The sequence below is a fragment of the Microbulbifer sp. ABM4_008 genome, from assembly GCF_056311705.1.
Genome location: NZ_CM149970.1, coordinates 3588501 through 3607643, shown reverse-complemented (window position 1 = coordinate 3607643; position 19143 = coordinate 3588501). Strand labels below are relative to the sequence as shown.

Below are 19143 nucleotides of genomic sequence, written 5' to 3'. Positions count from 1 at the left end.
TTCATAAAATAAGCAGTGAATTTCCGGGCAGGTAAAACAAAAGGATTCCCCATGAGTGACGTACTTCGTCAACCCGCTGAAATTACCTACCAATCAGAACTGGATGCCTTAAAAGCAGAAGACACCGGAAAAAAACCAGAGAATTGGAGTCTGTCTCCGCAGGCAGTCGTGAAATACTTGATGGGCGGCACAACGGCTGAAGGTGCTGAGATCAGTGCAAAATATATCGGCAACCGCCGCTTGATTGAAACTGCTGTTGCCACCCTCGCCACCGATCGTGCACTGCTGTTACTCGGTGTGCCGGGCACGGCAAAGTCCTGGGTGTCTGAACACCTGTCTGCGGCGATCTGTGGCAACAGTACCCGTGTGATCCAGTGTACGGCGGGTACCGATGAAAACCAGATTCGATATGGCTGGAACTACGCTCAGCTGCTGGCAAAGGGCCCCAGCAAAGAAGCCCTGGTGCCAACGCCTTTATATCGCGCTATGGAGCAGGGTACTTTGTGTCGCTTGGAAGAGCTGACTCGTATGGGTTCTGATGTTCAGGATACATTGATTACCGTGTTGTCAGAGAAAATGCTGCCGATCCCCGAGTTGAATGATGCGGTTTATGCGCAGCGCGGTTTTAATGTAATTGCAACAGCCAATAACCGCGATAAGGGCGTTAATGAATTATCCTCCGCATTAAAACGTCGTTTCAATGTTGTGGTATTGCCGCTGCCCGATGATATGAATGAAGAGGTCAGCATTATTTCTCGCCGCGTGGCAGAAATGGGTGAGAGCCTGGAGTTGCCAGTGCCGGCAAATGCCGGCGAAGAGATCGAGAAAATAGTGACCATTTTCCGCGAGCTGCGCGGTGGTGAAACACTCGATGGAAAAATAACCCTGAAAACACCGTCCGGTAACTTGTCTACAGCTGAGGCAATTGCGGTAATGGTGGGTGGATTGAGCCAGGCGAACTGGTTTGGCGATGGTAAATTCAGTGCAGAAGAGCTTTCCAGTAATTTGGTGGGTGCCATTGTCAAAGATCCAGTGCAGGATAAAGCTGTATTGGAAGAGTACTTGGAAACGGTCCTGAAAAAGCGCCGAGACTTTGCCGGTTACTACCACACCATGAACGAAGTACTGTAAGGGATATCCCGTGTCCAAGGTGGATTGTCATTATTTTGGTATTCGGCACCACGGGCCCGGTTCTGCGCGGCGCCTTGTCGCCGCGTTGGATCAGCTGAAGCCAAAAAAAGTATTGATAGAGGGCCCCGCTGATTGCAGTGAATTACTGCCTCTGCTGGCTAGCGCACAGATGCAGCCGCCGGTAGCGCTACTCGGCTATGCTGCAGAGTCGCCCGGCTCCAGCCTTTACTACCCGTTTGTGGAATACTCCCCTGAGTACCAGGCCTGCCTATGGGCTGTACAACAGGGGGTAGAAGTTAAATTCATTGATCTGCCCATTAATATCCAGCTGGCGCAGTTACTCCAATCTGAAGCCCAGGACCCTGAAGCGGAGCAAAACGGCGGAGAGTCTGATTCCCCTGCGGTGGCAGGCGAGCCAGAGCCACCATCTGATACCTCTGATCCTATCGGCCTTTTGGCGAAGCTGGCGGGTTATGAAGATGGTGAGGCCTGGTGGAATGACCTGATCGAGCAGAATAACGATGACAGTGCGGAGATATTTGCCCGGGTAGAGTCGGCGATGACCGTGCTGCGCGGAGAAATAACTGAAACCGCGCCGTTATCGCAAAGGGATTTACTGCGCGAAGCCTATATGCGCCTGGAAATTGCCAAAGAAAAGAAAGGGGTGGAAGGTGAGGTTGCTGTAGTCTGTGGGGCCTGGCACTTACCGGCATTTCGTGAAAAGCACACAGCAAAAGATGACCGCGCACTGATTAAACAGCTGCCGGCGAAATTGCCCAAGAGTAAAGTGAAAACCACCTGGATTCCCTGGACATCGCCGCGATTGGCGATGGCCTCCGGTTACGGGGCTGGGGTTGCTGCACCTATGTGGTATCAGCATATTTGGCGCGAGGGCACCGGCGAGCAGTGGCTGGAGCTTTGGTTTGGGCGGCTGGTGCGCGCATTGCGCGAAAGTGGACAAGTGGTCTCTACGGCTTCGGTTATTGAAGCCGTGCGTCTGAGTCGCAGTTTGGCAGCCGTTAGAAATCGTCCAGCTCCGGGGTTTGAAGAAATTATTGAAGCCGCTGTGGCCTGCCTCTGTTTTGGCGAGCGCCTTATTTGGCAACAGGTAGAAAGAGAGTTGCTACTGGGTGAACAAGTTGGCTCCATCCCCGAGGATGCCCCGCTGGTGCCCCTGCTGGAGGATCTACAGCGCTGGCAGAAAAAGACCAAGCTAAAGCCCACGGCTCTGGATAAAGAAGTTTCCCTGGATTTACGCAGTGATATCGGCCTGAATAAATCTACGTTACTGCACCGTCTTGCTGTGCTGGAAGTGCCTTGGGGTAAACCCTCCCATACCGGAAAAAGTCGCGGTACTTTTCGGGAAAACTGGGTGCTCAGCTGGCAGCCGGAGTATGCAGTTAAGTTGGTGGAAAACTTAGTTTACGGTTCCACCATTGAGCAAGCGGCTAACAATAAACTTATCGAGGCGATTACCGCTGAGAGTCATTTGGGCAAATTAGCAGAAGTGGTTTTGCTGTCCCTCGAATCTCAGTTGCACCGGGCTTCTGAAGCGGGGCTGAAGCGATTGGCCGAGAGAGCGGCTCTGGCCAGTGACGGTATCGAGCTTCTCGACAGCCTGCCGGCGTTAATCCAGGTTCAGCGCTATGGTACCGCGCGAGAATTAGCGTTGGAGCAAGTTGCCGGCCTGGTAGAACGATTAGCCATGCAATCTGCCTTGGCCCTGCCGTACGCCTGTCGCAATCTTAACGATGAAGAGTCCCTACGGCTGCGAAACAGTATTCACAGCGCTCACCAGGCACTGCAATTGGCAGAGTTGGGTGATGAAGTTATGGAGGACTGGTGGCAAGCCTTCGAGCAACTGGTAGATAGCTCTCTTTCCAGTTTGCAAGTTAGCGGCCTTTGTGCGCGTCTTTTGTATCAGGCCGAGAGAATTGATGGGCATCGGTTACAGCAATTACTGGAAAAATCACTGTCTCCAGCGGTAGCTGCCGCTGATGCAGCACGATTTTTCGAGGGCTTTTTTGCTGAAGCGGTTGAGCGTCTGCTGTACGACCCGGTATTGATGGGGGCAGTACAGCGCTGGTTGCTGCACCTGGACGAAGAAATATTTATCGAGTATTTGCCTTTGTTCCGACGCGTATTTTCCAGTCTCGATGCGATGGAGCGTCGGCGCATGATGGAGCTGGTACTCGGTGCCCGGTCTAACCACTCGGTATCCAAAGCCATTAATCCCGAAGTTTTGCCGTTGTGGTCAGAGCATCTATTGCGTATCGGCAAGTTAATCCAGAAGGACAAGACATGGGCGCAGTAAACGAAGTGTCTGAAGGGCAACAACCCGATGAGGTAACGGTCGATAAAGACCAACAAAAGGAGCGCCGTTGGCGCCTGGTATTGGGGGCTGATGAAGGTGAATCCGGGCTTTCTGAGCGGGATATGCGTTTGTCCCAAGCGTTAACTGCGCTTTATGGCGGCGGAGACTCGGAGTCTGGTAAAAAAGGTCGAGGTGGTTTGTCTCGCTCGTCGCCACAAGTTTCCCGTTGGCTGGGTGATATCCGCGAGTTCTTTCCGACTTCGGTAGTACAAGTTGTCCAGCGTGATGCGTTTGAGCGCCTTGGCCTCAAGCAGATGCTCATGGAGCCCGAGTTTTTGTCGGCGATTGAAGCGGATGTTCACCTGGTCGCAGACTTGGTCAGTCTGCGTTCAGTGATGCCTGAAAAGACTATTGAGACTGCTCGCCAGGTCATCAAGAAAGTGGTCGACGAGCTGATGGAGCGCTTGGAGCGAAAGACCACAGAAGCGGTTAGGGGAGCTGTCAATAAATCAAAACGCAGTTTCAGGCCGCGCTTTGCTGATATCGACTGGCATAGAACCATCCAGCAAAACCTCAGGCACTACCAACATGACTACCACACAGTGGTGCCTGAGAAATTGATTGGTTTTATGCGACAAAGTCGCCGACTTGCGGACCTGGATGAAGTTATTCTATGTGTCGATCAGTCCGGCTCCATGGCGACATCGGTGGTGTACAGCTCAATCTTTGCAGCGGTAATGGCTTCAATACCGGCAGTGAAAACCAAACTGGTCTGCTTTGATACCGCAATAGTAGATCTTACTGAGGACCTGGAAGACCCAGTCAGCGTTTTGTTTGGCGTGCAACTGGGCGGTGGCACAGACATTAACCAGGCGGTGGCTTATTGCGAGGATAAAATTGAACGGCCTGGCAAGACACATTTAATCCTGATTACCGACCTGTATGAAGGGGGGAATGAAGAGGAGTTAAAAGCACGGGTTGCTAACCTTGTTCGCCAGGATGTAAATGTGATTACCTTACTGGCACTCAGTGATGATGGGCGTCCATCTTATGACCAGTCGCTGGCGGAAGAGTTTGCTGCGATAGGCTCTCCGGTTTTTGCCTGTACACCGGATCAATTCCCGGACCTAATGGCAACGGCGCTGCGTCGTGAAGACGTTCTTAACTGGGCTGCAGATCAGGATATCAAAGCCGTTCGGCCAAAAGCCTAAATTCTTATCCACTAAATGATGGAGCAGGGGCGACGCCCACTCCATCATTTGGCCATCTCCCTAACTCTCGTTTCTTTAATAAAACCCATAAAATCGTAGCCGTATTGGCGCATATTAAACATAAAACCCAAACTAAATTCCCATTTTATTAGGAATAATTTCTCATGGTTCTTTCTTAATGCTGGATCAAAATCACCTAGGCATGACCCTGGACTATGAATAACGAACACAGCGCTAAGGAAAAATTTGATGAAACTCCCTCGTTCAAGTCTCTATAAAATCGCCATTGTCTCAATGATCGGGATATCCAACATTTCCATTTCCAAGCCAGTGATTGCGGATGATGTTGAATGTGGGGATACGATTACCACATCCGTTACTTTGGATGAGGATCTCACTTGTGATGTCAGCCCTGCTTTAACTGTGATAGGCCCAGATGGACGCTTGAATATGACCGGGTACGAGGTTCAATGTGATGGTAGTGAAGTTGGAGTGCTGTTAGAGGGGCGTGCAGCGCTACTTCGAGGAGGGCAGGTTGCAGATTGTGAGGTGGGTGTTTTAGCGAATGGAGATGGATTCCATAATATTCAAGCGGTATCGACCACTGCAAATGCCAGTGCCGGATTTGAATTAGTGAGCAATAGCAACTATATGACAGCCTGTACCGCTCAAGCAAATACGGGGGTTGGACTAATTGTTAGTGGGGAGAGAAATAATGTCTTCCAGAATACTTTTGAGGAAAATACCCTGAGTGGTATCCAGATAGATGGTGATCGGTCATATATAACAGAGAATTTCTGTTTTGAGAATATGGGCTCAGGAATAGAGATTAATGATTCCAGTAATAGCTGGATCGTTGAAAATGCATCGGAAAATAATGGCACTTCAGGTGCGGGAACGGCAGGAATCTTAATGAATGATTTTGATCAGCAATATAATTTGATCATTTTAAATGTGGGGATTCTCAATGAAGATTTCGATGCGCAAGATTTAAACAGTGATCCCTGCAATGGTACAAATTTATGGCGAAATAATACTTTTGATACTGTAGATCCTAGCTGCCTGGATTGAAATATACGGATATAAAAAGATAGTGCCACTATGGTGGCTTCGGTAGTGGTGTTATCTTTTACAATTTATATTCCTGTAGCTTGTATATCAATATGCTCCATTCCCCGCTTAAACTATTTTACTAAATTTTGCGGACAAATTTCCCATGGCTGTTACCAGTTTTTGACTCAAAATCAGCATGACATATCTTTTCTGTATTTGAGCTTTATTTGGGAGGACTCTCGTGAGCTTTATATCTCGATCTGTGATAAGCAAGGCATTGATAACTTCTTTGGCGGCTTCTTTATTGTCTGCATCTTTGTGTTCACTAGCAAATGGTGCTGTTGAGTGCGGAGACACCATAACCAGTCCGGTAATACTGGATCAAGATTTGCTCTGCAATGTTACCCCGGCTTTGACTGTAACTGGGCCGACCGGATATCTGGATTTGAATGGTTATACGCTGAGTTGTGATGGAACTACAGTGGGAATTTTGGTCGATGGTTTTGCGGCCATAATATCGGGCGGGGTGTTACAGGATGGGTTTGTATCTAATTGCAATACAGGTATTTCTGTGGAAGGTTCCGGTATTCATAATTTGTTCGGCCTGAACACCTCTGGTAATACTTCTTCTGGTATTGAGTTTGTTAGTAGTAATAATACGCTAACCATATCAAATATATCGGATAATGCAGGTACAGGTATTATAATCGCGGGGGGAACAAATAATCTGTTTTCTAATGACATAAGTCGAAATGAAATAACGGGTATACAGGTAGATGGTAGCAGTTCAATAATATCGTCAAATACAGTATCGGATAATACTTTAACTGGAATACAAATTAATAGCGCCAGTAGCTGTCTTATCAGCCAGAATACGGTGGAGAATAATGGCACTCAAGGGTCAAATACTGCAGGAATCTTAATGGAGCTATTTGGCCAGACTGGAAACAATATCGTAGGCAATACTGTCTCTGGCAATGTGGATTTTGACTTGCAAGATGATAATTCTGCCCCCTGTGAGAATAACTGGGTAGGAAATTCACCTGACGCTACTACCTCCGGAGATTGTGTAACGTCAAATTAATAGCGTTTTACGATAAGTTGATAGGCTTGCAGGCAGTTTAATGGTGTCGCCACAGTATTGCGGACACTGCAGCTAGTGTAATTGCTGAAAGCCTGATTTCCCTTTAGATTTTCGTTTTCATATTTATTCCTGAGGGATATCCAGTCGGCCAGTGTGGATTGATGTAGTGAGAGGAGAGTTTGGTTTGCTAGGCTGGTTCAGTTATAGAGAGATATTCTCAGAAGTAAGATATAGATAAGCGTTAATTGTTTTTATACGGGATTCAAAGGCTAGAAGTTTAATGCCTTGAATCCCGCAATTTTTTTTAAGCTAGTTTATGCAGGCGTCATTTGATGAGCTGAAAATATTACCGTACCATGTGGTTCCTACACAGGCAGGAGTATTATCATCAAATAGGTCATCTATGTCGTTGGATTCAGCAGTATTTCCTGTTATGAGATTCCCTACTTGCCCAAAATTACTTACTGAAATACCGTATTCATTATTACTTGATGTAGTGTTTAGTATAATGTTGGTGTAGTTTGCATCTTGGATTGCTATTCCAGAAAAAGTATTATTTCTGGCGGTGCTTTGGAAAACTTGATTGTTATCTCCTGAGATAATAATGCCACCTTCCCCATTGCTGGTGGCGCTTACTTCAAAAAAACTATTCCAGTCGCCGAGAACGATAATGCCATTACCAAAATTAAAGTCATTGATTGAGCCGCTGACAATATTGCGACTGCTACTGACTGACATTCCCAAAGATCCATTTTCTTGCGTTGTAACGCCGATGACATTGTGAAGGCCGCTGCCTTCTACAGATACGCCTATATCACATGATGTAATGATGCCACTGGATGCTTGGCTATTAATAAGTACAGCTGTAGTTCCTTCCAGTAGAATTCCTGTGCCAGCCAGGCCATCACAGGATAATGAAAATCCATTGAGATCGAGACTACCGGTAGGGCCCATTATTGTGATGGCAGGAGAAATCGCACAATTAGATATATCCGCATCCAATACTTCGGCAGTAGAGATTATATCACCACAACTTACGGCTAAAGCAATGCCCGGTGCACTTATTAAGCAGCAGCTTGCTGCTGCGATTATTGATGTTTTAATATTTAAAATCGCCTTCATTGATATATTCCTATTGTGATTGTCTGATATTTGAAGTGGTTGATAGGGTGTAAATATCTCGAATTTTGGTCTTTGTTTGGTTGGTGACAATAGGAAGTTGTTCTCATATTTATGGAGAATAATTCCTATTGATTAACTATGTTGATGGGATATGTGCTGGAGGAGTTGGGTTTTTATTATTTGGTGTTTTATAGATGAGTTTAAAGGTTGGCTTTTCGGTTCAAATATGCGTAGTGTTTCCATAATTGTTCTTTGGTGGCGTGTCAATTAGTGAGGGCGTGATTTTCTAGAGTGGTTTGTGGCCTGGTTGATATTAAGAGAGGGTATGTTTGAGAGGTTTCGTTGTATGTGTGTAGTGATGGCGTTAAAAATAATGGATTCGCCTACAGTATGGCTGTTTTCCTAAATAGGGGGGGAACTTTCTTCCTATATTTTCCGCACTATTCTCCTATTGCTGAAAGTGCCATCGGAGATAAGACTCAACACAGCATCAAGCATAGATTCCTGAAGGAAGCTGGGGATTGAGTCCTTGAGAAGCAAGAGTTTATAAGCATAAATGCTGAAGTTCCGGTATTTGTTTTAGCAAAATTAAGCGCAGCTGATCGTAAATCGCTTTCTCTTAATGTTGTTGCATATGGTGCTAATTAACTTCGTGTGTTGATGCAGTATAAGAATCTTAATTTTGCGACATTTCATATTCTAAGGAGATAAATATGAAAAGGTGTGCCCCGTTGGCGGCTGCGGTCCTGCTTGCTGTTGCAAGTCAGGGTGTTTTTGCCTCCGACAATGTTGCGGTTCAGAACCAAAGTGGAATAGGTAATACCGCGACAGCGGATCAAAGTGATCCATCCGTTACATTTAACTTTATCAGCCAAACCCAGACTGGCGACACTAATACAGTCACTGCTACTCAGGTAAACGGAAATACCGGAAGCACAGTTAATCAGATACAAACAGGGAATTTAAATTCTTCCACGGTTGCTCAGAATTCATCTGATACTGTGGCTGCCGTTATTACTCAAAATGGGAATACTAATGTTGGCGTAATTAATCAGGTGGCGTCTACAACCAGTACTGCAACTATTAATCAGTTTAATCTGGTTAACTTTGCCACTGTTACACAGTCAAGTAGTACTACTGATACAGCAGTTATTAATCAAGTAGGTGACAACAACACCGGTACGGTTGTTCAAACCAATAGCACGACGAGCTCGGCGGTAACTGCCCAGCAAGGGAATTTGAATGTGGCTACTGTGTCGCAATTTGTATCCGACACTAACACTTCCACATTAAGTCAGTTGGGAAATAGTAATAATGCTACTGTGAATCAAACAGATAATAATAATACCAGTGCAATTAGTCAGCAAAATGAATTTAACACTATTATCCACGCTCAATCTGGCAGCTTTAATTTGGCAAGTACCACTCAGATCGGTTTGACTAATATGGGTTCGACTATCCAAAGCGGAGCGAATGGTGTTGCCACGGCATTACAGCAGGGTAACTTAAATATGTTTACCGTTAGCCAGGTTAACGATTTTCAAAATGCTAATGTTTCCCAGATTGGAAACAGCAATATGGTAATAATTGTGCAGTAGGGCGAGGCTTAGGACGATATCGTAATTCCGGTCCCTGTGTGAGATAAACTCAACTAGGGGCCGGATTTTTAGCTGTTGGTAAAGGAGCTAATTAGAAGCGGTAGGTAGCAGAAACACCAATACTGCGGGGCTCAACAATGGCTGCGTAGCCGTCTGGATAACGTGCACTGACCGGTTCAACGGTTAAGTAACCTTCTTCATCCAGGGCATTATTAATATAAGCTGAAACAGTCCAGTCCTGGCCTTCATAGTTCGCATTCAGTCGTGCCAAAACGTAATCCCCAGCAACTCTCTCATCGGTGTTGCTAAAGTCACCGTAGTACTCACCTACATAATTTGCGGAAATACCTACGTTGAACGCATCGGTAACCCAGAATTTCGTACCTAGATTTGCAGTGACGTTGGGCGCTGAGTTGAGCTCATTGCCATTCGTATCGGCGTAGTCAACACCGGCGTCAGTGATTTCGGTTTCCAACAAGCCCAGGCCGGCACGCAATTCCCATTGCGGGGTCAGCATAGCTACGGCTTCAAGTTCAAGACCATAAGTCTCAACTTCATCCATGTTGACGATAACACGGGAAGAGCTTAGAGCTTGGTAGCCGGAGTACTCATTAAAGAAGAGGTTACCGCTCAGGTTGAAAGTACCGTTTGCCAGGGAGCTGCGAACGGTCAGCTCGTAGGTATTAACGGTTTCTTCATCGTAGTAGTAATAGTCGCCTGCGCTGAAGTTAAGGGCACCACCTGCCGCGTTGTAACCTTTACGGGCACTGGCAGAAACAACGGTGTCTTCAGTTAGATCGTATTGCAAGGCAAGCTTTGGAAGAGTGATGGTTTCATCAGTGTCCAGGCCTGCAATCAAGAAACCATTGTTAAAATTGAAATCACGATTTTGTTCTTCATTCTCCACACGCAAACCGCTAATTAGATTCAGTCGGTCTGTCAGTGCGTAAGTTACTTCACCATAAAGTGCAGTAGAGGTACTTTTGTCATCACCGAAATAGGTGGTCGAACCAGTGCTGTGAAATTCTTGCTCTCTTTCGAAGTGAGCAAAGCCAATAAACCCGTGCAGGGTGTCACTGGTGAGACCAAAGTTTAACTTTGCATCGATGGTGGTGTTCTGTTCGTCCATACGAACATACTGTTGGCTGGTGGCTTCTTCTTCATAGGAATCAAAGCCCCACTGGTAATCCATATAAGCTGCCAGGACTTCAATAGATATATCGTCGCTGATTTGATAATCCACTTTAACGCTGGTAGTTGTGGATTCAGTGTCCATGTCGCGATAGAAATAAGTTTCGTAGTCATCAACACCGGTTAGTGTGTAGTACATACGCCCGGTATTTCCCTCTTCACTGTTAGTGGACACAGTAAATAATGTCTTTAACTTTTCAGTGGGGGTCCACAGAAGCTTGCCTTTCAGTCGCTCGGTTTCCAGAGTGTTCAGGTCGAAGTCAGCGGGGTTGCCCTCATACTCTTGGGCATTACTGATAGTGTCGCCGGTGAGTTGCTGGGCCGTCAGGCGGAAGGCGAGGGTATCATCAACAATCGGGCCGGAAATCATGCCAGAAGTATCGATGTAGCCATCCTGGTCGCGGTAACCTACGCGAGCTGCACCTTCCCAGTCGAAGCTGGGATCTTTGGTTTTGATAAATACAGAGCCGGCAATGCTGTTACGGCCATTGCTGGTGGACTGGGGTCCACGAAATACTTCAATTTGTTCTACATCCCAAATACCGGAATCACCCGTGAGGTCTGCGACAAATGGCTCGGCGACACCATCAATTAACGTGGAGACACGGGCTTTGGCACCACCCGTAAAGGAGTTAAAGCCGGTGGCTGAACCATTACCGGACACACCGCGAATATCTGGAGTAGCGCCGGAAAGTACTACCACGTTAGAGATATTGGACACCGCATCGGTGATGCTCAGGTGTTGCATGCTATTTAAGGTTTCTTCGGTAATCACGGATACCGAAGACGTGGTTTCCTTGAGGGAGCGCTCTGTTTTCTCGCCAATAACAATGACATTTTCCATTGCCTGCGGCGCATACTCTTCTTTCTTCTCATCTGCGGCGATCGCAGTCGCACCAATCGAAGCAAGAATAGTGAGTGAAACGGCTTTGCTGAGCAGGTGGCGTTTATACATAGCGTAATCCCTAGCAAGGTAAAGAAGTCAGGCCGACAAGGAAGATCGGCAGCGAATATAATGCTAATCATTCTTATTTGCAAATAGGGAATTGCCGCAATAAACTCTCACTATTATTTGGTCTGGCAACGGCTTAGCTGCACCGATTAATCAGTGCCTGGCAAACAATTTTCTACCACTTTAGTGGTAGTGCTTCTAACCCTTAAGTGAAACTAGAAATGTATTCCTCAGTTTTAACGGGACTCGGCCTATTGAGTTGTCTCCTTGCGTCTTCTGTCTTTTATTTAGGCTGTCCCAATCAGCAGTGGCGTGAGCAGAGACCAATCCAGTTTTACCCCGCTCTTCTCATCAGTTTTGCGCTCCTTGTCATTTCCTGGGCACTTTTCCACCAAAATTTTTCGGCAATGTCAGCTTCCTTTACGCTTCTTAGTACTTTTATGCTAACTCTGGGATTGCTGCCTTTTAGCGGAGTGCTAGATAAGCCAGGCAAAGTCTTGGCAAAGAAAAAGAAGCGAATTGAAAAAGGGTTAGAAGGCTATAAACCTCACTGGTGGGTAAAAAGCCTGTGTGCAGTTTTCTTGGGATTACCCATCGCAATTGCCATTGCTGGATTGATTGCTCTGTGGGGCCCCGGTGATGTAGTGGTCGATGATAAAAGCCAATTCGTGATGTGGCTGATCACACCTGTCTGGCTCACTTTGGTAAGTCTGGTTTACCTGTTTATTAGTGTCAGACGTATGTTGTCTCTCTACCTGGGGCTAAATTTGGTGCTGTTTACCCTGTTGTGGGTAGCGAGATTCGGAGTCTAAGAATATGCGCGTTGAACTGATTAAAACTTATAAGAGCGTGCATACCTGGACCGGTATTGTTGCAGGCTTGTTTCTGTATATCGCTTTTGTCGCTGGTGCCCTGACCATGTTTAAAGGGCCCCTCAATCAATGGGCTCTGCAGCCTGAGACCACCCTGCCAAGTATTTCTGTCGATCAGTATGACAGCCTTATTTCCGAAGTTCTGCAGGCACACCCGGAAGCGGCAAAACAGATGACCGTCCAATTGCCACTGGCGGGTCTGCAGGCGGCACCGGTGAGTTGGGAAATAGAGGATGAAGAAACCCATGACCATACTCTCTGGTATGCCAGCTTCGATGAAAAAAGGCAGCTGATCACTCAAAGTTTTACGGTTTCCGCCATTGGCGAATTTGTCGACCATTTACATCGCACCGCCGGTATTCCCGGTGGTGAGGGCCACGATGCTTTTGGTACTTATGTATTGGGTGTTGTGGCGGCTCTGTATTTTGTTGCGCTAATTTCGGGCCTGATTGTTTTCCTGCCCACTTGGTTCAAAGATTTATTGGTACTCCGAAAGGGTAAAAACCGGAAGCGCTACTGGCTGGATTTTCACAATGTACTGGGCATCACCTCGCTACCGTTTCACTTAATTATTGCTTTTACCGCTTTTGTATTTGCCTTCCATGATCCGCTTTATGGTGCCCTGCGCGTGGTGGTCTACGGTGATTCCCCTATGTTCACTCGCCCGGCGCCAGCAGAGGTGAAGAGCTTCTCTGAGTTGGTGCCTGTCACAGAGTTGGAAGCTGCGATTCAGAAGGGGGAACCCAAATTCCAGATGGCAGAAATCCTCTATTTAAATCTGGATACCCGGGCTCCGCGAATGCGAGTAGGTGGAATCATGCATGGCGAGGTGGTGCGCGGTGCTGAGTACGGCTATGTGCTCGGTAATCCCTATCAAAGGGAGATTCCCTATAGCAGCTTTCTACCCAGCAACTTGAATGGGTACAGTGGCGCAGTAATGAGTTTTTTCTCGCTGCATTTTGGCAGTTTTGGTGGAAATGCCGTGCGCTGGGTGTACTTTATTCTCGGCATTATGGGAGCGCTGATATTCCTCACCGGCAATCTGCTGTGGATTGAAAGCCGCCGCAAAAAACGCAGGGGGCAGGGGGCGCTGCCGGTACAAACAACCTCATCAGTGGTAATGGCAAAGCTCACAGTGGGGGTTGGGCTGGGCACTATCTTGGGGGTCGCCGCTAGTATGCTGGCAGTTAAATGGCTGCCCCATGCGCAGGTGGATATTGAGTTTTGGCAGAAAGCCGCTTATTACACAGGCTTTTTATTTGCGCTGGCATGGGTATTTGTTCGTCGTCCCATGGCAGCTGCTCGGCAGCTCCTTGTCTTCTGTGCCGCCGCTATCTTCCTGATACCAATTAGCTCACTTATAAATGGCGAGTTGCTGGGAGCTGCCACCCAGGTATGGGCGGTTGACGTTGTTGCGCTACTGATAGGTGCATCATTTGTTTTACTCTTGATTCATCTTCGCAAGCGGCAGGCAAAAATCGAAGCGGACAGTGTCTGGTCTGAGCTTGTGGAGAAGCCCTTGGTAGAGAGTAGTATTCAAAATCCTTTACCTGATACCCATCCACAGGCATCAGGATAATAAAAAGGGGCTCTATTTAGAGCCCCTTTTTTGATGATATATGGGTACTATTGGAATGATTATTTTACCTTTAGTTCATGCCTGATGCCTCTATAGGTATTGCTAAATAGGCTGACTCCAATTCTTGTGCTTATGCGCATATGAATAAGTTGAATAGCCTGCCCATTCCTTTTTTATTAGATTTTGATCCTGAGTAGACAGAGAGCGTTTAAAAGCTAATAGGCTTTGCATAGCTACTTGCTAAATAGAAGGCGTTAATTTTAATAAAGGCATTACGTCGTTTGGTGTGCTTGGATTTTATTAGGTCCTAGGCCGAAAGTATTATTTAGTGTCAATTTGTTTTAATTTCAAAATTTAAGGTATGAGAAAATTTTCTTATCGTTAAGTTAATAACCGTAGCTAGACTAAAAAATGCTTCGCCTCCGATAAAAGTAAAATCTTCGGATGCGAACTTTTTTTAATTGTTGTTTTTATAGACTTAAAGGTTTAGCTCATGAAACTAATGGATGTGAAGCTTCTAGTGTCAGCAATATTGGCTCTTCCCTTTGTGTCAGTGGCTGCGGTGGAGTGTGGAGATACTATTACAAGCGCAGAGATTCTCACTGAAGATCTATTAAATTGTAGTGGTACGCCGGCGCTAACGATTGAGGGTCCAACTGGAAGTTTAGATATGAATGGATTCACCTTGGAATGTGGCGGTGGATCCTCTAGAGGTATTGACGTCCTCGGCAGCGCGGCTGTTCTTTCAAATGGAGTGGTGGATGGATGTGCAATAGGTATTTTTGTGGATGGGGATGGCTTTCATAGTATTCAAACGATGACTGTGCAAGATGGTATCGACGTCGGTATTTGGTTAATAAGCGAAAATAATATTGTGAATGGTTCTACTGCTACTGGTTTCTTTAATCGAGGGATTGAAATTCAAGGTTCTAACAGTCAAGTAATTGGAAATTTTCTTATAGATAACCAAGGAGGAACCTCTAGCGGGATATTGATTAACGGTGATAACTCATTTGTTGCTCAGAATATTTGTGATAACAACAATGGTGAGGGAATAGTTATTGACCCATCTTCTGGTGGCTTGGTTGTTCAAAATATAGTGACAAATAATGGACAGACTGGAATATCAATGGAGGGAGGGGGTCAAAGTGATTATTTGATTACCGGAAACATAGCAACGGGTAACCCTGATGGTGACTTGGTTGACTCAAATCCGGATGCCTGTATGTCTACCAATTTATGGTATGGAAATATTTTTGATACGGCTGATCCGAGTTGTTTAGATTAAATAATAATCTATGGAGTAGTCGAAGTGTATGGCTGCTCCTTCATTTTCTAGTAAGAAATACTCACTCTCTGGTTGTTCGCCTGTGTAAACAGGATACTTTCTTCCCACTAGCATACAACTAATCTCTCATAGAAAAACCTCTGTTTCTTATCAATACTGAATTCAGCATCGTTTTATTACTCAAGAAGTATCGCAATATTGATGTTTGTATGCGAAGTAGTATGAGTTTGACTTATGAAGCTAGTCATTCAACTGTCACCGCCCGCCCCTAAGTGGCCCATGCAATGCGCCACGACCTCAATATTTGTTCTACTCAATGATGCTGCTTTCTTGAAAAAATCGTCGTAAAAGCTTTCGAGCTGGACCTGTCATCTTTAAGGAGTATTGGATGAACATGTACAGACCTGTTGTAGCAACTGCTTTTTTTACTCTTATTGGAAGTGCTTCTTTTGCCGCCGATAACACCTATGATGTTCTTCAGGTGGGATCGGGTAATACAGCAAACTCAGAACAAAGTGACCCCTCAGCTATTGGCAACACTGTTATTCAAGTCCAGGTGGGCGATGATAACGAGGTGTATGCAACACAGAATCTGTTTACGTCATTTAGTTTAATTCAGCAATCACAAGTAGGTGACAGTAACTATATTGAAGCAACCCAAGCGGGATCGGTCTTTTCAAGCATCCTGGTAGAGCAAATTGGAGATAATAACTCTGCGGCACCCGGGCAAGAGTTTGCAGAGTTAAGCACTATATTAATTGTGCAGATTGGAGATAACCATGAAGCTTCCTTCATGCAAACAAATACGCTGGGAGAATTTGTAAGTATTGTTCAGATTGGGGATGCAAACGCTGCTACTTTATTGCAAAACGGCACAGCTGGGAATTCTATTTCCATGCATCAGGAAGGTAGTGACCAAAGCACAATCGTTGTACAAAATTCGAGTGTTGGAAACAGTGTTACTACCGAGCAGTACGGGAACTCCAACTCCTTAAACGTTAGCCATACTCTTGCTTTTGATTCCACTGCAATAGTGGTTCAAGATGGAGTTGGTAACAGCGCAGACACGCTGCAGCAATCAATTGGCCACTATAGCGAAATTCGTCAGGAAGGAGAGGGATTGGATGCTCGCCATGAGCAGTCGGGCCTCTATAACGATGCTTATTCCCAACAGTTTGGTGAGTCAAACAGTGTAGAGGTGTTCCAGGTAGGAGGATTTAGTACGGTTCAGGCGGAACAGTATGGTAGCACTAATACTGCCGAAATTGCACAGGCTGGGACCTTTAATGACGCCGATATTTTACAGCTTGGGGGGACAGGTAATTCTGCTGTTGTTGCACAGTTAGCTAGTTTTAACACCAGTTCCACTTCTCAGTTGGGTAACTCCAACCAAATTACTTTTACCCAAACCGCCGCTGGTAATACCGCCTCTGCTACTCAAGTGGGGGATGGAAATGTGGTTTTAGGCTTACAGTAAATCTGAATCAAAGTAATGTAATTAGATCTTGCGCTTACTCTATTTTGCTCGATGGCGCGGATGGTTGTCTATTTCTAAATTATGTTACTCAAAGGAGTTTGTGGTGAATACATTAAAACCTCTTTCAATAGGTTTTTTAATTGCAGTAGCAAGTGCGACTTCTATAGCAGCTGACAATTCTTACATGGTTTTTCAAGTAGGCTCTGGAAATACTGCAACAGGTGAACAAAGTGATCCCAGTGTTACTAATAGCCTTATTAGTCAGACACAGATCGGCGACAATAATCAGATCTTAGGTGAACAGCAGTTGTTTACCGAATTTAGTAGCATTATTGAGATCCAGGTTGGCGATAGTAACTTTATGGAGGTGTACCAAGTTGGAGCTGTGCTATCAGCTGTTATAGTTACGCAAATAGGTGATAATAATGATGGTTTAATTTCTCAATTCAATACATTGGGTAGTACCATTAATGTCAATGAAGTGGGTGATAGCAATAATGTCTCTATGCTGCAGAGAAATAGTGCTAATAATTCAATTAGCGCAACTCAAATAGGCAGCTCTAATAACGGTTCAGCTACTCAAGAAAACAGTCTGGGGGATTCAGCCTTTAGTCTACAGGTTGGGTCGGCGCTGAATTTCGCAATTGATCAGATTGGTGGTGCGGGAAATCAAGCTGTCATTTTTCAGTCAGGTAATGCCTTAGATGGTGGGATTTCACAAATCTCTGCTTTTGATTCCTATTCATTTATTTATCAGAACAACAATAATAATGCATTTCAAAGTAGGCAGGAGAATGTGGGGAATACCAGTGTCGGTATTCAAGATGGAACAAGTTTAGAAGGGATTCAAGAGCAGATCGGTAACTTTAGTAGCGGATTTATTCAGCAATTCGGTGGGCTAAATTTTGCTGAGTTAGCTCAGAGTGGAGATTTTAGTTCTTCAGAGATCCTGCAGTTTAGCGGTCTGTTGAATACTGCACTCGTTGTACAACTAGAGGCTTTTAACACTGCCATTGCGGCGCAAACAGGAGATACCAATCAGACGACACTAAGCCAAACAACAGTAGGAAATTTTGCTACCTCTGCTCAGTTTGGTGATAACAATACGGTCCTGGGGCTTCAGTAATACTTGGGAGTCTTTTGGTTGTTCTTCTGGTAAACAATCTCCCAGAGAAATTCTGGGAGATTGATGGCCTCTGTTTTGTGTGCGGGATTACTCATCTTAAAGGAGTATTAGATGACTAAGTACAGACCTCTCGTTGTTGGTGTCGCTTTAATACTCGTTGGAAGCGTAGCTATTGCGGCTGATAATACCTACGAACTTATTCAAATCGGTAATGGTAATACCGCATCGGCTGATCAGAGTGATTCCGCAGTAGTTGGTAGTACCATTATTCAAGTACAAATTGGTAATAACAATGATGCTATGGCAACACAAGAGGGAGTAACGGTCTCTAGCTCGATTGTTCAGTATCAGACAGGCGATACAAACGAAACAGATGCTGCGCAAGAAGGAACTGTTTTTACTAGCTCTATAATTAATCAAGTTGGAGTTAACAACTTTGGATCTTCGCTTCAGTTTAATGCAGAGGGGACGTCAAGTTCAATTTTGCAGGTTGGATCTGGCAACCTGGCGATGGTAGATCACCGTAATAGTGTTAATGATTATGCGAGAGTGGATCAGGTGGGCATCAATAATGATGGCTCTACATCGCAGAGAGATGGCTTCGGCAATACTGGTGTTATGATCCAGGTTGGGGAAAATCTAACTTACCTGATCAATCAATTTATGGGGTCAGAGAATACCGCCGTAGGTTTTCAGTTAGGTAATCTTCTTAACTTAGCTATCGAGCAAAACTCAGCCTCAGCTTCAAATTCTATTGTGATGCAAGTAGGTGGAAACAACAATTTTGCTCAATCCTCACAAGAGAATGTGGGGCATGACAGTTTTATACTCCAGAACGGCACTAGTCTTGAGGCTGTGCATGATCAAGTTGGTGATTTTAATACTGCATATACAGAGCAGTTTGGTGGAATTAATACTGCCGAAACCGCGCAGAGCGCAGGATTTAATACAGCTGAGACACTTCAATTTAGCGGCTTGCTAAATGAGTCCTTAATTGTACAGTTGGATGTGCTTAATTCAGCCGTCGCCATCCAAACGGGAGCTAGTAATTCTACACGTCTTAGCCAGACTACTGCTGGAAATTTTTCTACTTCTATGCAGTTCGGTGATAACAACACGGTATTAGGACTTCAGTAATTAATATT

At 45.5% G+C, this 19143-nt stretch carries 14 protein-coding genes; 12 read left to right on the top strand and 2 right to left on the bottom strand.

Features of this window, described 5'->3' with window-relative positions; translation table 11 throughout:
* Positions 1 to 51: 51 nt before the first annotated feature.
* The 5 genes from ACYX4J_RS15645 (at position 52) to ACYX4J_RS15625 (ending at position 6793) form a co-directional block, all read left to right on the top strand.
* Complete coding sequence (locus ACYX4J_RS15645; RefSeq protein ID WP_444898200.1) at positions 52 to 1131, top strand: ATP-binding protein; 1080 nt, start codon at positions 52 to 54, stop codon at positions 1129 to 1131.
* A gap of 10 nt (positions 1132 to 1141) precedes the next feature.
* Positions 1142 to 3445 carry a DUF5682 family protein gene (locus ACYX4J_RS15640; RefSeq protein WP_476177019.1) on the top strand — a complete coding sequence of 768 codons (2304 nt, stop codon included), beginning with the start codon at positions 1142 to 1144 and terminating at the stop codon, positions 3443 to 3445.
* Complete coding sequence (locus ACYX4J_RS15635) at positions 3433 to 4656, top strand: VWA domain-containing protein (protein WP_476177018.1); 1224 nt, start codon at positions 3433 to 3435, stop codon at positions 4654 to 4656. The genes ACYX4J_RS15640 and ACYX4J_RS15635 overlap by 13 nt, the downstream gene beginning before the upstream one ends.
* Before the next feature lie 249 nt (positions 4657 to 4905).
* On the top strand, positions 4906 to 5727 hold the full coding sequence (locus tag ACYX4J_RS15630) for a right-handed parallel beta-helix repeat-containing protein (RefSeq protein WP_444957041.1): 822 nt from the start codon (positions 4906 to 4908) through the stop codon (positions 5725 to 5727).
* A 223-nt stretch (positions 5728 to 5950) separates the two neighbouring features.
* The gene (locus ACYX4J_RS15625; protein WP_444898195.1) at positions 5951 to 6793 is read left to right on the top strand and encodes a right-handed parallel beta-helix repeat-containing protein; all 843 of its coding nucleotides are present in this window, start codon (positions 5951 to 5953) and stop codon (positions 6791 to 6793) included.
* A 309-nt stretch (positions 6794 to 7102) separates the two neighbouring features.
* Here the strand turns inward: ACYX4J_RS15625 and ACYX4J_RS15620 are convergent, their stop codons facing one another.
* Positions 7103 to 7915: a NosD domain-containing protein gene (locus tag ACYX4J_RS15620; protein WP_476177017.1), complete on the bottom strand. Its 813-nt coding sequence runs from the start codon at positions 7913 to 7915 to the stop codon at positions 7103 to 7105.
* 713 nt (positions 7916 to 8628) lie between these two features.
* On the opposite strand from ACYX4J_RS15620, the gene ACYX4J_RS15615 reads away from it, so the two are divergent.
* Positions 8629 to 9513 carry a hypothetical protein gene (locus tag ACYX4J_RS15615; RefSeq protein ID WP_476177016.1) on the top strand — a complete coding sequence of 295 codons (885 nt, stop codon included), beginning with the start codon at positions 8629 to 8631 and terminating at the stop codon, positions 9511 to 9513.
* 91 nt (positions 9514 to 9604) lie between these two features.
* Here ACYX4J_RS15615 and ACYX4J_RS15610 read toward each other — a convergent pair whose 3' ends face one another.
* On the bottom strand, positions 9605 to 11659 hold the full coding sequence (locus tag ACYX4J_RS15610) for a TonB-dependent receptor (RefSeq protein WP_476177015.1): 2055 nt from the start codon (positions 11657 to 11659) through the stop codon (positions 9605 to 9607).
* A 494-nt stretch (positions 11660 to 12153) separates the two neighbouring features.
* Here ACYX4J_RS15610 and ACYX4J_RS15605 point away from each other — a divergent pair, with 494 nt between their 5' ends.
* From ACYX4J_RS15605 to ACYX4J_RS15580, 6 genes are all read left to right on the top strand, one after another.
* Complete coding sequence (locus ACYX4J_RS15605; RefSeq protein WP_476177014.1) at positions 12154 to 12468, top strand: hypothetical protein; 315 nt, start codon at positions 12154 to 12156, stop codon at positions 12466 to 12468.
* A gap of 4 nt (positions 12469 to 12472) precedes the next feature.
* Entirely contained in the window at positions 12473 to 14107 is a 1635-nt protein-coding gene (locus tag ACYX4J_RS15600; RefSeq protein ID WP_476177013.1) for a PepSY-associated TM helix domain-containing protein, read from the top strand.
* Between the two features lie 493 nt (positions 14108 to 14600).
* On the top strand, positions 14601 to 15395 hold the full coding sequence (locus tag ACYX4J_RS15595; protein ID WP_444916427.1) for a right-handed parallel beta-helix repeat-containing protein: 795 nt from the start codon (positions 14601 to 14603) through the stop codon (positions 15393 to 15395).
* A 388-nt stretch (positions 15396 to 15783) separates the two neighbouring features.
* Positions 15784 to 16872, top strand: a complete 1089-nt coding sequence (locus ACYX4J_RS15590; protein ID WP_476177012.1) for a hypothetical protein — start codon at positions 15784 to 15786, stop codon at positions 16870 to 16872.
* Between the two features lie 103 nt (positions 16873 to 16975).
* A complete protein-coding gene (locus ACYX4J_RS15585) occupies positions 16976 to 17998 on the top strand; it encodes a hypothetical protein (RefSeq protein WP_476177011.1) in 1023 nt (340 codons plus the stop codon).
* Between the two features lie 111 nt (positions 17999 to 18109).
* Positions 18110 to 19135 (top strand): hypothetical protein, encoded by a 1026-nt coding sequence (locus ACYX4J_RS15580; protein WP_476177010.1) that lies wholly within the window; start codon positions 18110 to 18112, stop codon positions 19133 to 19135.
* The last annotated feature ends 8 nt before the right edge of the window (positions 19136 to 19143 follow it).